The sequence below is a fragment of the Pedobacter sp. AC190 genome, assembly GCF_979258025.1.
Map to the genome: position 1 here is coordinate 4,302,639 of NZ_OZ409824.1, position 14,308 is coordinate 4,316,946.

Below are 14,308 nucleotides of genomic sequence, written 5' to 3' on the forward strand. Positions count from 1 at the left end.
CGCCATTTTAACAGAATTTAACCCGTATCAAGCCTATTGATACGGGTTTTTTCACTTTAAATATTTACTTTCGTGCCACTTTAAGCGAAAAGCAAAGCGCACAAACAAATTAAATTTACATCACAACGTGTCCGATAGTTTAGTCATCATACCCACTTACAACGAAAAGGAAAATATTGAAAAAATTATCCGAAAGGTATTTTCTTTAACTCAACCTTTTCACGTTTTAATTATTGATGATGGATCGCCAGATGGCACTGCAGATATTGTAAAATCGTTACAAGCAGAATACTCTGGACATTTATTTATCCAGGAACGCTCTGGAAAACAAGGGTTAGGTACAGCCTACATTTATGGCTTCAACTGGGCTTTACAAAGAGATTATCCATATATTTTTGAAATGGATGCTGATTTTTCTCATAACCCAGATGATTTAGTTCGCTTAAGAGAAGCTTGTGTTAATGGTGCTGATGTGGCTGTGGGTTCTCGTTATGTTAAAGGAGTGAATGTTGTAAACTGGCCGATGGGCAGGGTATTAATGTCGTACTTTGCATCAATGTATGTTCGGTTAATTACCCGAATTAACATTCAGGATGCTACAGCAGGCTTTAAATGTTACCGAAAAATAGTTTTAGAAACCATTCCATTAAACAAAATTAAATTTGTGGGTTATGCCTTTCAAATTGAGATGAAGTTTACTGCAATAAAATTTGGTTTTAAAGTTGTAGAAGTTCCAATTATTTTCACAGATAGAACAGAAGGAACTTCAAAAATGAGCACTAAAATCTTCAGAGAAGCTTTTCTTGGTGTTATCCAAATGAAGGTTAATAGTTGGTTTAGAAATTATAAAAGGTAGTCACTTATTCGCTTTACTTTCTCTTATCATTGCACCAAAATCTTGCTTTTTATACATCGCAGTTACGGTCATGGCTAATCTTTTTGTTCTGGTTACTTCTGTTTTAGCCTCGTTAATCCATTTAATGAAATAATTTTGGTGCGATTTTGCAAATGATAAAAAAGTTGACATCAAATACTCTTCGTCCATTAAGCACATTTCTAAATCTTCAGGCATATCAATTTTAAAATTCTTATCTTCTTCGAGATAGATTTCTACAGCAGCTCCTGCTTCTTTACCTAATTGCTTTCTCAGCTCGCTTCGAAGGGCAATTATAAAATCACCCTCTCCCATTGGCATCGTTGCCATTCCTGCGATTTCTACATCATCGATTTTGCCTTTAACCCTAAAGGATGTTTTACATTCTGGTTTAATTTTATTGGCTTTTGTTGCTGGAATAAAAACATAACTCCAGCCAGTTTTTTCGCCCATTTGCTCGAAACGTTCTATTTCTGCTTTAAAATGAATCATGCTTAAAAATAAAAAAATTAATCAAAAGCTACAGGGTTTAAATGGATGTCGAGTTTAGCGAATTTCAAAACCTCAATGCTTGGAAAACTAAAATCCTCAACCACTTTCCCCAGAATCAAATAACATCCTTTTCCTTTAAAAGGATACATAGGTGTTGTGTTCGGAAAATGTGTGGTATCGAAAAAATCGCCATTTGCATCTAAAAAAGTACCGAACCACATCTTAGTATTTTTAATGGTGTGCACCGTTTTTTCGCATACATAATTGCCAACCATTTTTACGGTTTCGCCAACATGATTGTTTAAATCAGCAGCCATTACATTACCTCGATAACTTGTTTTCAAAAAATCGAACATATTAAAATTTAAAGGATAACCTAAAAGCTCTAACTCATTATAAGCATCTTCTATTTGTGAGTTTTGTAAATGTGGCAAACTATACGATTTGTGCTCGATGTTAAATAGCTCGGCATGGTTAAGTTTCTTCTGCTTATGGCCTAAATAATTGTAAATATCCCACAACAACGTTTTTTTATCCTTTCCTGTAAACCTTAAAGCACCTAAACGAATTAACAGAATAGCCTGTTCCAAAGTAATTTGAGTACGCTTTATAAATTGCTCTAAATCCAGATAATTACCATTTCTTTCTCGTTCGGCTGGAATAATTTCGATGAACTTGCTTTCTAAGCCTTGAATACCGATAAAACCCAAATAAGCTTCATCGCCCTTAATATTGACCACCACATCACTATTATTTACGCAAGGCAAATGTACCCTTGCACCAGTTTTTTGAAGTTCGTGAACATAAACCCATCGACTATAGAAGCCGCCATAATTATTTAATACGGCTACCATAAATTCTTTCGGATAGTATGTTTTAAGGTATAAACTTTGATAACTTTCTACCGCAAATGATGCGGAGTGTGCTTTCGAAAAACTGTAACCAGCAAAAGAAGAAATTTGCCGCCAAACCTCAGTAACCAACTCATGCGAATGGCCTTGTGCTCTTGCCGAAACAAAAAATTTATTTACTAGTTCATCAAAAGCCAATTTAGAGCGATATTTCCCACTCATCGCTTTTCGTAAAACGTCTGAATCGGCCAAATCTAAACCCGCAAAGTAATGGCAAACTTTAATCACATCTTCTTGATAAACCATAACACCATAAGTTTCCTTAAGTTGCTCTTTCATCTCTTCACATAAATACACAACCTTATCGGGCTCATGATAACGTTCTATAAAAGCTTTCATCATCCCTGAACTGGCAACTCCAGGACGTATAATGGAACTAGCTGCCACAAGCGTTAAATAGTTTTCGCATTTAAGTTTTTTAAGTAACTGGCGCATAGCTGGCGATTCTATGTAAAAACAGCCAATTGGCTGTCCTTCTTTTAAAATACCATTTAATTTTGGGTCTTCTTTAAATGTTTTAAAATCGTGTATATCAACAATATCTCCTTTATTTTTTGCGATCAACTGAACCGCTTCACGGATGTGCCCAATACCCCTTTGGCTTAAAATATCGAACTTTTCGTAACCAATTAATTCAGCCTCATACATATCCCATTGCACAGTTGGAAAACCTTTTGGTGGTAAATCTAAAGCAGTATAATAAGTTATCGGCTCTTCAGAAATTAGAATTCCACCAGCATGAATCGAACGCTGATTAGGCATTTCACGCATTCTGTTGTGTACATTTTTTATCTTCTTATAAGTTGGGTTTTGTAAATTCTGCCATTCTTTTGTTTGGTCGCTAAAACTATCTATCTCATCTTTTGCCAAACCTAAAACCTTACCAATTTCACGAATAATTGCCCGATCTTTAAACGTACTCATCGTACCCAAAAACGCAACATGCCAGTAGGGATACTTTTTAAAGATGTATTTCTGAATGGTTTCGCGTTCATCCCAAGAAAAATCGATATCAAAATCGGGTGGACTGGTTCTTTTTTCATGTAAAAACCGTTCGAAATACAAATCCAAATCAATTGGATCTACATCGGTTATACGCAGGCAATAAGCAACTATGCTATTTGCTCCAGAACCACGACCAACATGATAAAATTTACACCGACCCATTGCATAACGAACAATATCGAAGGTGATTAAAAAGTAAGCGCAATATTTTTTGAATTCGATAATACGCAATTCTTTTTCCAAGCGCGCTAACGCAATGGTATTATCTTTTCCATACCGATAGGCTAAGCCTTTATAAGCAATTCTTCGTAGTAAAACTTTATCAAATTCGGCACCTTCTTTCGTATAAGCAAAGCGATTTTTCGATTGAATTACAGGCTCAAAATATACTGACAAATCGCAATTATCAATCAGTTTCTGCGTATTTTCTAAAATGAATGGATAATCTTTAAAGCAAATCTTCAACTCATTTTCTGGAATCAAAAATTCATTTTTCGAACATTTAAAGTCATCGGGCACTTTGGTTAAAAGTGTGTTTAAATCTATTGCACGCAAGTATTCATGCAGTCTGTAGGTAATTTTATCAGACACAGTAACTGGGTGCCAGACAACTAATTTATGCTTCTGTTGAAGCAACGAGTGTTTGTAAAGATGGTTTAATTGAGTATTTCGGATGCCAACAAATTCGTTAGAAGCTAATTTCCGATTAAAATCTTTTGTAAAAGGATAAACAACAAATACATTCTTAAATTCTGGTGCGTTATAGGGCAAGGGAACATTATGAATATTATGGTAACTTAAAAACTCATTAAGCTCACGCATTCCCTCTTTATTACTGGCAATTCCAAAATAAAGTAGCTGATTATCTCTTCTAAATTCAATGCCAGCAACTGGCTTCAAGTTGTAAGGAATATTTCCTTCCTGCACATCATCAGCTTCTTTAAAAATACTTTGCTTTATACATTCTCTAATAAATTCTATAGCACCCGTAGAATTATTAATATCGGTTAATACCAATTGATGAATATTTAAAGCACGGGCTTGCGCTATTATGGATGCAATATTCATTGTACCATATTTTAAACTATACGATGAATGTACATTCAAAAACATTTAGCTATCGGTTGGTTTATTTACAGATGAAACATCGGAATTGATAAAAGTTCTGATTCTTGATTTTTTCCGTTCTTCTTCTTTATTATTTTCGTCTGGTCTTTTTTTACGAGGATTATATTTAATAATCTTTCCATTATCATCTCTTTGAGGTTTATTTACAATACAAGCCTTCACTACCGATTCTACACCATAACTCTGCCTCACTTTATCCATTGCCTGATATAAATCATACTCCTCCTCTGAAGTATGGTATAAACCAATTTGCTCGAAACCACTAACCAAATGAGAAAGTTTAACACCAATTAATCGCAGTAGCATTCGCTTACTATATAATTTTTTAAATAAATCATGAGCTTTCGTAATCAGAAAAGAATCTAATGCTGTATAAGGAATTCGGGCCTGTTGAGTTACCGTTTCGAAATTAGAATACCGAATAGTAACTGTAATACAAGCGGTGAGTTTCTGCTGGCTACGCAGTTCGAATGTTAAGTTAGTAACCATTCCCGTTAATATGGCTTTCATTTTATTAATATCCATACTATCGTTTTCAAAGGTAGTTTGTGTTCCTATCGATTTTCTTTCACGATAAGGAACAACAGGCGAAAAATCTATGCCATGCGCCTTTTGCAAAAGATTTAATCCATGATCACCCAAAATTTTAAACATTAATTCTTGAGGAATTTCGGCTAATGTTTCAATTTTCCGAACCCCCATTTCGCTTAACTTTCGATAAGTAGCCTGGCCAATACCAGGAATTTTATGTACAGATAAAGGATTTAAAAAAGGGCGAACCTCAGGAAAAGGAATTTCCATTTCTCCATTTGGCTTACATTCGTTAGTTACAACTTTAGCAACTGTTTTATTAACAGATAAGCCAAAAGAAATCGGTAATCCAGTTTCCTTAATAATGGTTTGCCTTAATTCTGACGCAAACTTCATACAACCAAAAAACTTATCCATGCCTGTCATATCGATATAATGCTCGTCGATGCTGGCCTTTTCAAATAGTGGAACACGTTGCGCTATGATTTCTGTAATTTCATGAGAGGCTTTTGAATAATCATCCATATTACCTTTAACAAAGATCGCTTGCGGACACAATAGCTTTGCGGTTCGACCTGGCATAGCGGCGTGCACACCAAATTTTCGTGCTTCATAACTGCACGAAGTAACTACACCCCGATCAGAGTTACCGCCTACAATAACAGCTTTTCCAATAAGTTCTGGGTTTTTCTTTAACTCTACGGATACAAAAAAAGCATCCTGATCCATATGAATAATATGTTTATCCTGCTGCATAATCATCATAACTAATAAACAAATTTACTAAAATTATTAGTTTTTAACTTTGATTACTAATTATTTTATCAACAAAATGCTAACATTTTTAGTTATAAAAACTTTTAAAGCTTCCAGATTGTTTATTCTAATAAAACACATCAGTTATGGAAAATAAAAATCATAAAAACGGGCAGGATAAAAAGACATCAGGAACCTCAAAAGAAAAGGCAACGTTTGATCAAAACGGCAAGGGTGCATCAGATAAGTTTGGTGAAGCAGGAAAAACACCCAATGAATCGGGAAAAGATGGTGCAGGAACTACGAACAAGAATAAAGAAAAATGATAATAAAATAAAAAAGAGCTTACTTTTGGTAAACTCTTTTTTATATAATTTAGGTGGAAATTATTTTTCGTAGATACTCATTTTTTCAGCTAATTCTATTATACTTTTAATTTTAAGTTTCTGAAAAAGCCTTAATTTGTATGTACTCACCGTACCCATTTGTAAACCCAACTGATTTGAAATCTCGAGAACGCCAATACCTTTAGTTAGCAATTCTGCAACCTCTAATTCTCTTCCCGATAATTTTGTGAAAGGATTATCTGCATCATTTCCCAATATGCTATTAAACATATTTTCTTTTACGTTTCTACTTGAATATCTGCTTCCAGCTAAAATTGTAGTAATTGCTGTAACAATTTCAGATTCTTCAGCATTCTTAGTCAAATAACCAGATGCACCTGATTTTAAATAAGGAACGGCGTATATATTCTCATTAAGTGAAGAAAACACTAAAATTTTAGCATTAGGCTGCACTAATTTAATTTGATCAATTACTTTTAAATTATTACCTCCAGGTAAGTTTACATCTATAATAATTAAACTTGGAGATTTTTCAACTTCGGTTAAAGCTTGCTCCATAGTAGAAGCGTTAAGAACCTGAACACCAGTCCAGTAGTCTGAAATAAGATTTTTCAAACCTCGGCGAATGATCTCATGATCATCAGCAATAAGTACAGAGAATGTACTTACAGTATTTTTTGTCTTCATTGTTTGGATATTGGGGATGAAATAGGCAATAGTTACATTATTACGACGCAGTAGTTTTCAATTTCGTAATCGGACTTTTTAGTTTCTTAAGTTTGTATTTGTAAATGTACATATATAATTAAATATGTTAAAAGCAATATCACTTTTTTAACATATAGAATATTAGAAAAGTTTTGACATTTGTCATAAAAAACAGTGGAGATTCTATATCGAAATAGTCTCAGTTTTTGTAAAGTCAAAATAAGTTCTCTGATTATTTAAATTTCAATTGTAATATCGAGGATAAGGCTAATATTTAGATTTATAGATGATTAATTCGCAATAAAAATCGCATTTATGATATTAAAACTGATATCCTCCGATTTTTAGAATAGTTTAAAAAGACAAAATGCAACAATTCTAACAAGATAGCCGATTAAAGAAAAAGAAGCTTACAATTTAGCACGAATTCGACTTAAAGTTTCTAATCTTATAGCCAGAAAAGATGCAACATATTTTAAAGAAACTCGATTGATCAAACCAGGAAAAGAAATTAAAAATCTTTTATACCTTTTCTCGGCAGAAGATATTCGACACAAATAAGCTCGTTCTTCAGCAGTTCTATAATATAATTCCATCATTTTACGCCCTACAATATTGGCCTCAGGGAAATTATCATACAAATAATCAGAAAGTGTATGTGGAATAGCAATTAAATCTACATCCTCTATTGCCTGAAGATATTCTTCTGATCCTCCTTCAAGCCACAAGTTTCGAATTGTACCTACAACCTCGTTCTCTTTGGCCATCCAGGTGGTGATTTCTGTTTTATCATCTTTAATATAGCTGCGCACAACACCTTTCACAATTAAAAAGAGATAATTATTACGATCGACGGGTGAAACAAGAAATTTATTTTTTTTAAAACTTACTGGAAAGGTCTGCTCGTTAATAAGACGTTCAATTTCTCGATTTAGGGGATGAAATTGTTTAAATATTGAAATTAGAGGAGAAAAATTATTATAGTCCTTCCATCGATTTTCATCAGATAAATTAACTAGAATCATATTATTAAAATAGGGAGTGATCTAAAGTATTACATGTAAATATACTTACAATGCAGAAATAACGAAATGTAAAATAATGATCTATAATATTTTTTCTACACCTAAACCAAAAAGGGCAAAATCATATTTTACTGGATCACTATTATCAAATGACTTTAGATTATTAGTTAATTCTATAGCCGTAAGCCAATCAGTTTGCTTGCGGTTAATTAAGCCGAGCAAACGGCCTACCCGATCTACATGCACATCGCAAGGACAAATTAAATCGGATGGTTTTAAAATATTCCAAATACCAAAATCAACGCCTTTGTCATCGGCTCGAACCATCCACCGTAAAAACATATTTAAACGTTTGCAGGTAGATTTTTGCTGCGGAGATGAAATATGTTTTTTTGTACGATGTGGAAAATCTTCAAGAGCGAAAAAATATTGCCTAAAATGATTTAACGCCTGTTCGATAGTAAAACTAAACGTGGAAGACAAACAAACTTCAGAAGCAGCGACTATTGCATTAACACTCGAAGCAGACTCATAATAATCATTCAAAAAAACGCCGTTATTTGGAAGAAAGGCATTTTCCAAACTATCGTAATTTGTATAATGATATTTAAAAAAAGATATAAAGTACAGTAAATCTATATCGTTAAAGGTTCTGTGTTTAAAATTCAATAACCGTTTTAAATCGTCATCTTTATGGTTCAGAACAAAATCGTAAGGTGCATTATCCATACGATTTAATAGCTCTTTACATTTATTAATGATGGTTTTACGCTGTCCCCAAGCTAAAATTGAAGCAAAGAAACCAGCTATTTCGATATCTTGTTTCTGGGTAAATAAATGTGGAATACAAATGGGATCGTTTTCAATAAAGTTGGGCTTATTATATTGCTCAACTTTAGCATCAAGAAAATTTTTAAGGTCTAAAAAGTCCATTTGTATTGAAAAAAATAATCCGATAATTAAACAGTAAAAACCATTTAATCATCGGATTTTAAGAAATTAATATTTTTATTTTAAAGCGTTTTCTAAATCTTCAAGCAAATCGTCGATATCTTCAACACCAACGCTTAAACGCAATAAGTTATCAGTAACACCAACTTTTTCACGTTCTTCTTTCGGAATAGAACCATGAGTCATTGTTGCGGGGTGATTAATTAACGACTCTACTCCACCTAAAGATTCGGCCAAAGTAAAAACTTTAAAATTTGATGAAATTCTAAAAGTTTCTTGTAAATCAGCTCCTTTTAAGGTAATCGAAATCATTCCACCGAAGCCACGCATTTGCTTTTTAGCAACATCGTGATTAGGGTGATCTTCAAAACCAGGCCAGTAAATTTTATCGACTTTTGGATGATTTTTTAAATAATGAGCTATTTTTTCTCCGTTTTCGCAATGTGCTTTCATACGAAGGTGCAATGTTTTAATACTTCTTAAAACCAAGAATGAATCTTGTGGCCCTGGCGTTGCGCCACACGCGTTGTAAATAAACCAAAGGTCTTTATACAATTGCTCATCGCTGGTAACTAAAGCACCCATAACCACGTCCGAATGCCCGCCAATGTATTTTGTAACCGAATGCATTACAATGTCTGCACCTAAATCTATAGGGTTTTGCAAATATGGAGAAGCAAAAGTATTATCAACGGTTAAAATTAAATTTTTCTCTTTTGTGATTTTAGCAATACCTTCTATATCAATAATCTGCATGGTTGGGTTTGTTGGGGTTTCAATCCAAACCAATTTAGTTTTATCATTGATATATGGAAGCATATTTTCGGGCTTAGATAAATCTAAGAAATGAAATTTTATGCCGTATTTCGTGAAGATTTTAGTAAAAATCCTGTAAGAACCTCCATATAAATCGTTTCCAGTAATTACTTCATCGCCAGGTTGCAATAATTTTAAAACCGCATCTGTAGCACCCATTCCACTAGAAAATGCTAAACCATATTTTGCATTTTCAAGAGCAGCCAAACAATCTTCTAACGCTTTACGAGTTGGGTTTGTACCTCTTGAATACTCATAACCTTTATTATCGCCTGGCGATTTTTGCCAATAAGTAGAAGTTTGATATATCGGCGTCATTACTGCACCAGTTGTTGGATCAGGTTCCTGACCCGCGTGTATAGCTTTTGTTGCAAATTTCATTTTAATAAAATCAATGTGTGAATGTCAAGTATCGAAATAAGATTTTAAATCCTTTACCTTATCTCGACCTTTTTACATTAATATTTCAATTTATGGAGCTAAAAAACCAGCTCTTTTTTAGCGAAAGATGGTTAAAAATTATACTAATGCTTTTCTAAAATCTAGTAAGCTCGGGCAAATAATACGCGTTGAATTGAAGGTTTACCTGAATAAATGCAAACACCATCTTCCAGTTTATTATCTAACGGAATACAACGAATGGTAGCCTTAGTTTCTTCTTTTATTTTTTGCTCGGTTTCTGGCGTTCCATCCCAATGGGCAGATATGAAACCTGCTTTTTCATCAAGCAAAGTTTTAAACTCTTCATAACTATTTGCCTCAGTGATATGTTCATCTCTATAAGCTAAAGCTTTATTAAACATAGCGGTTTGAATATCTTCCAACAATTTAACAATGTAAATATCCAATCCCTCTTGTGGTACGGTTTGTTTTAATTTTGTATCTCTACGAGCTATTTCTACTGTTTTATTTTCTAGATCCCGGCCTCCAATAGCAATACGAACAGGAACACCTTTTAATTCATAATCTGCAAACTTAAATCCAGGGCGTTGTGTATCTCTATCATCATATTTAACCGAAACGCCTAAGCCTTTCAACCTCATCGTTAATTCGTTAACATAAGCTGTAATTTTGGCTAAATCCTCATCTCCTCTGTAAATAGGAACAATTACAACTTGTATTGGCGCTAATTTAGGTGGGATAATTAAACCAGAATCATCGCTGTGCGCCATAATTAAAGCCCCCATTAAACGAGTAGAAACGCCCCATGAAGAAGCCCAAACATGATCTAATTTTCCATCCTTACCTGTAAATTTAACATCAAATGCTTTAGCAAAATTTTGCCCTAAAAAGTGCGAAGTTCCAGCTTGTAATGCTTTACCATCTTGCATTAAAGCTTCAATACAATAAGTATCTAATGCGCCAGCAAAACGTTCGTTAGCAGTTTTTTTACCGCGAATTACAGGAACTGCTAGCCAGTTTTCGGCAAAATCTGCATAAATATGAAGCATACGTTCTGTTTCTTCAATAGCCTCTTGAGAGGTGGCATGGGCAGTATGTCCTTCCTGCCATAAAAACTCAGCAGTACGTAGAAATAATCGTGTACGCATTTCCCAACGAACAACATTAGCCCACTGATTAATTAAAATTGGCAAATCGCGATACGACTGAATCCACCCTCTATAAGTATTCCAAATAATGGTTTCAGAAGTTGGACGAACAATTAGCTCTTCTTCCAATTTTGCAGTTTCATCAACAACAATATTACCATTTCCATCATTTTTTAAACGATAGTGAGTTACAACTGCACACTCTGTTGCAAAGCCCTCTACATGAGATGCTTCTTTAGAAAAAAATGACTTAGGGATGAACAAAGGAAAGTAAGCATTTTGATGACCAGTATCTTTAAACATTTTATCTAAAACGGCCTGCATTTTTTCCCATATTGCGTAACCATTCGGCTTAATAACCATACAACCACGTACGGCAGAATGCTCTGCTAAATCGGCCTTTATTACGATATCATTGTACCATTGTGAATAATCTGCTGCTCTGCTTGTAATTTCTTTGCTCATGTTATGTATTTGGAACGTAAATTGTATGTTAAATAATGTGAAATTAAGCCACAAATTTATAAATTTATGCCTACAAAACGATTATCAACTCAAGTCATTAATTTGAAAACGATAATTATTAAAGGTTTTAACATTTTTTAAAAATGTTTTTATTAAAATTTAACACACACAACTAATTATAAACACAATGAAACCAATTAAATTTTTACCCATCGTAATGATAGCAGCCGCTGGGTTGGTTGCTTCATGTTCGACATCAAAATTGGCTCAAAGCAATGCTAATGATGATGTTTACAACACTGTGGCTAAAGCAAGAGAAGTAGAATACCGTGCTCCTGCCCCACAGCAACAACAATATGCCCAAAACGACCAGGAATATGACGAATATTATGGAACCAGTAATCCATATTACGATATGGACTATTCTTCCAGAATAAGTCGCTTTTCTAATGGATATAGTTGGAGAGGGTATTACGATCCTTACTACGATAATTATTATTACGGCAATAGTTACGGAAATACAAACTTTTTAGGTTACGGCGCAGGTGGCTGGAATAACGGATACGGCTTAGGATGGAATAGTGGTTTTGGCTGGGGAGGTGGATTCGGTTGGGGCGGTGGCTTTGGCTATGGTAGCATCTGGAACAACCCATACAACTATGGATATTTTGGGTATAATCCTTGGTATTCTGGATGGGGAATAAATTCATACTACGACCGTTTTGGTTGGGGCGGTGGATTTTATGGTGGCGGTTATGGATACGGAGGTGGTTACTACGGTGGCGGCTTTGGTGGTTCATATACCAATAGAAACAGCAGACCAAGACCAAACAGAGATGGCGATAATCGTGGTTCTTACGGAAATAATGGATCAAGACCTTCTGGTATAAGTGGAAACTATGGAAGACCAGCAGTATCTACTAACAATTCTGGTAGACCAGAAAGATGGTCGAATGGTAATAATGGTGCTCCAGTTAATAATGGACAAGGTCGTGTAGGCGCAAGACCATCCAGAGATGATAGTTACAGACCGCAACCTCAAACGCAACAGGTACAACCTTCTAGCAGACCTGATCGTGGTAGCTATAGCCCTCCTCCTCAGTCATCAGGAAGTAGTGGTGGCGGTAGCTCTAGTGGCGGCGGAGGCGGCGGTGGAAGACCAACAAGAGGCGGCGGAAGATAATTTAGCACATACACACATTCTATAAAATGAAACTCAGATCAATTTTTATTGTGGCAGGGATAGTTCTTGCCAGCAATTCTTTATATGCCCAATATACCAGCGATGTATTACGTTTCTCGCAGCCTGAGCAAGGAACAACAGCCCGTTTTAGGGGCTTAGGTGGGGCACAAACAGCATTAGGAGGAGATATTAGTTCTTTATCTGGTAATCCTGCAGGATTAGGTTTTTTCACAAAATCTGAATTTACTTTTACGCCAGAATTCAACAACTTTAAAGTTGGATCTGAATATTTAGGTAACAGCTTATCTGATAAGAAAAGTAAAGCGGGTATAAACCAGGTTGGTGCCGTTTTTTATTCGCCAGTAAATAAAGCAAAGGGTTCTAATCTTAATGATGGATGGGTAAGCGTAAATTTTGGTATCGGTTATAACAAAACTAATAACTTTAACCAGAACATTACTTACGGAGGAAAAAATGCCAGCAGTTCGATGGCTGATTACTTTGCTAATATTGCAGGCAATACTGCGCCAGCTAATCTTATTCAAGGTTCGCTAGAAGATATGGCTTATAGCAATTTTTTGATAGAGTATGATCCGGCTGGTTATTTTCCTACAACCGCTACAAATAACTCTCAACAGAACACGATTACTCGTTCAGGATCTCAATCTGAAGTAAACATTGGTATGGCTGGCAATTATGGCAACAAATTATATCTTGGTGTTTCATTAGGGCTAACCAATATCAATTATACTTCTGATATTGCATTTACTGAAAGTGGAAATAATAGATCTTTTCCAGCACAAGACCCTACTTTTTTAAATGGTACTTATAGTTTTGGATATAACTCTATACAACAAACAAAAGGTAATGGTGTTAATGCTAAGCTTGGTTTAATCTATAAACCAGTTAACGAGTTAAGATTAGGATTAAATTTCACTACACCAACCTGGTATAGTTTAACTGATAATTTTTCTGAAAACTTAAATACTCAGTTTAAAAGAGCAAATGGAACAATTATTCCTGAATATACAAATCCATTATCAAATTATAATTTTGAATATAGTTTAAGAACACCATATAAAGTAAGTGGTGGTGCAGCTTACATTTTGGGCAATAGCGGTTTAATTACTGCCGATGTAGAATACGTTGATTACAGCAGTATTCATCTCTCTTCTAATGATGCAGTTATAAATGCAAATACCAAACGCGATATTGCTGCTCTTTATAAAGGAAACTTTAACTACAGAGCTGGTTTAGAATTAAAAGTTGTAGATCAATTTATGGTTAGAGGTGGATATTCATATTCAGGCTCTCCATATAAAAATTTAGATTTTACTACACAATCATATAGTGGGGGTTTAGGCTACCGTTTTGATAATTATTCTTTGGATGTTACTTACAGACACACAAAGTGGGATTCTACAAATTCTCCTTATACCATTTCTTCAGATTATCCTGATTTTAATTTCACAGGTGCTGGACCAACAGCCAATTTAAAAAATAGCGCAGATAATGTGTTTTTAACTTTTGGTGTTAGGTTTTAAAGAAAATCATATTAGTAAAAAG

At 34.5% G+C, this 14,308-nt stretch carries 12 protein-coding genes; 4 read left to right on the forward strand and 8 right to left on the reverse strand.

Annotation, left to right across the window (positions count from 1 at the left end):
* Positions 1 to 127 precede the first annotated feature (127 nt).
* A complete protein-coding gene (locus ACZZZI_RS18950) occupies positions 128 to 856 on the forward strand; it encodes a polyprenol monophosphomannose synthase (RefSeq protein WP_316758457.1) in 729 nt (242 codons plus the stop codon).
* On the opposite strand, the gene ACZZZI_RS18955 is transcribed toward ACZZZI_RS18950, so the two are convergent.
* From ACZZZI_RS18955 to dinB, 3 genes are read right to left on the reverse strand one after another with little or no spacing between them, the layout of a single operon-like run.
* The gene (locus ACZZZI_RS18955; RefSeq protein WP_463490703.1) at positions 857 to 1,366 is read right to left on the reverse strand and encodes a YdeI/OmpD-associated family protein; all 510 of its coding nucleotides are present in this window, start codon (positions 1,364 to 1,366) and stop codon (positions 857 to 859) included.
* 17 nt (positions 1,367 to 1,383) lie between these two features.
* Entirely contained in the window at positions 1,384 to 4,395 is a 3,012-nt protein-coding gene (dnaE, locus tag ACZZZI_RS18960; RefSeq protein WP_463490705.1) for a DNA polymerase III subunit alpha, read from the reverse strand.
* On the reverse strand, positions 4,396 to 5,697 hold the full coding sequence (gene dinB / locus ACZZZI_RS18965; protein ID WP_463490708.1) for a DNA polymerase IV: 1,302 nt from the start codon (positions 5,695 to 5,697) through the stop codon (positions 4,396 to 4,398).
* Between the two features lie 146 nt (positions 5,698 to 5,843).
* On the opposite strand from dinB, the gene ACZZZI_RS18970 reads away from it, so the two are divergent.
* Positions 5,844 to 6,023 carry a hypothetical protein gene (locus ACZZZI_RS18970; RefSeq protein ID WP_424058163.1) on the forward strand — a complete coding sequence of 60 codons (180 nt, stop codon included), beginning with the start codon at positions 5,844 to 5,846 and terminating at the stop codon, positions 6,021 to 6,023.
* A gap of 60 nt (positions 6,024 to 6,083) precedes the next feature.
* Here ACZZZI_RS18970 and ACZZZI_RS18975 read toward each other — a convergent pair whose 3' ends face one another.
* The 5 genes from ACZZZI_RS18975 to proS all read right to left on the reverse strand — a co-directional run bounded on the left by ACZZZI_RS18975 (position 6,084) and on the right by proS (position 11,559).
* A complete protein-coding gene (locus ACZZZI_RS18975) occupies positions 6,084 to 6,731 on the reverse strand; it encodes a response regulator transcription factor (RefSeq protein WP_316758448.1) in 648 nt (215 codons plus the stop codon).
* Positions 6,732 to 7,162: 431 nt separating this feature from the next.
* Positions 7,163 to 7,777, reverse strand: a complete 615-nt coding sequence (locus tag ACZZZI_RS18980; RefSeq protein WP_463490711.1) for a Crp/Fnr family transcriptional regulator — start codon at positions 7,775 to 7,777, stop codon at positions 7,163 to 7,165.
* 81 nt (positions 7,778 to 7,858) lie between these two features.
* Positions 7,859 to 8,710 (reverse strand): TIGR02757 family protein, encoded by an 852-nt coding sequence (locus ACZZZI_RS18985; protein ID WP_463490713.1) that lies wholly within the window; start codon positions 8,708 to 8,710, stop codon positions 7,859 to 7,861.
* A gap of 75 nt (positions 8,711 to 8,785) precedes the next feature.
* On the reverse strand, positions 8,786 to 9,925 hold the full coding sequence (locus tag ACZZZI_RS18990; RefSeq protein ID WP_463490715.1) for a cystathionine gamma-synthase: 1,140 nt from the start codon (positions 9,923 to 9,925) through the stop codon (positions 8,786 to 8,788).
* A gap of 161 nt (positions 9,926 to 10,086) precedes the next feature.
* Entirely contained in the window at positions 10,087 to 11,559 is a 1,473-nt protein-coding gene (gene proS / locus ACZZZI_RS18995; RefSeq protein WP_463490717.1) for a proline--tRNA ligase, read from the reverse strand.
* A 187-nt stretch (positions 11,560 to 11,746) separates the two neighbouring features.
* Between proS and ACZZZI_RS19000 the strand changes: the two genes are divergently transcribed.
* Together ACZZZI_RS19000 and ACZZZI_RS19005 are read left to right on the forward strand one after the other, a co-directional pair.
* Positions 11,747 to 12,742 carry a hypothetical protein gene (locus ACZZZI_RS19000; RefSeq protein WP_344764216.1) on the forward strand — a complete coding sequence of 332 codons (996 nt, stop codon included), beginning with the start codon at positions 11,747 to 11,749 and terminating at the stop codon, positions 12,740 to 12,742.
* Positions 12,743 to 12,768: 26 nt separating this feature from the next.
* A complete protein-coding gene (locus ACZZZI_RS19005) occupies positions 12,769 to 14,286 on the forward strand; it encodes an OmpP1/FadL family transporter (RefSeq protein ID WP_463490720.1) in 1,518 nt (505 codons plus the stop codon).
* Positions 14,287 to 14,308 lie beyond the last annotated feature (22 nt).

Excerpts from the sequence above, each read along its gene's own strand:
- ACZZZI_RS19005 (WP_463490720.1), top strand. The coding sequence starts at position 12,769 with ATGAAACTCAGATCAATTTTTATTGTGGCAGGGATAGTTCTTGCCAGC.
- ACZZZI_RS19000 (WP_344764216.1), top strand. The coding sequence starts at position 11,747 with ATGAAACCAATTAAATTTTTACCCATCGTAATGATAGCAGCCGCTGGG.
- ACZZZI_RS18990 (WP_463490715.1), bottom strand. The coding sequence starts at position 9,925 with ATGAAATTTGCAACAAAAGCTATACACGCGGGTCAGGAACCTGATCCA.
- ACZZZI_RS18970 (WP_424058163.1), top strand. The coding sequence starts at position 5,844 with ATGGAAAATAAAAATCATAAAAACGGGCAGGATAAAAAGACATCAGGA.
- ACZZZI_RS18985 (WP_463490713.1), bottom strand. The coding sequence starts at position 8,710 with ATGGACTTTTTAGACCTTAAAAATTTTCTTGATGCTAAAGTTGAGCAA.
- ACZZZI_RS18975 (WP_316758448.1), bottom strand. The coding sequence starts at position 6,731 with ATGAAGACAAAAAATACTGTAAGTACATTCTCTGTACTTATTGCTGAT.
- dinB (WP_463490708.1), bottom strand. The coding sequence starts at position 5,697 with ATGCAGCAGGATAAACATATTATTCATATGGATCAGGATGCTTTTTTT.
- dnaE (WP_463490705.1), bottom strand. The coding sequence starts at position 4,395 with ATGTTTTTGAATGTACATTCATCGTATAGTTTAAAATATGGTACAATG.
- ACZZZI_RS18955 (WP_463490703.1), bottom strand. The coding sequence starts at position 1,366 with ATGATTCATTTTAAAGCAGAAATAGAACGTTTCGAGCAAATGGGCGAA.
- ACZZZI_RS18980 (WP_463490711.1), bottom strand. The coding sequence starts at position 7,777 with ATGATTCTAGTTAATTTATCTGATGAAAATCGATGGAAGGACTATAAT.
- proS (WP_463490717.1), bottom strand. The coding sequence starts at position 11,559 with ATGAGCAAAGAAATTACAAGCAGAGCAGCAGATTATTCACAATGGTAC.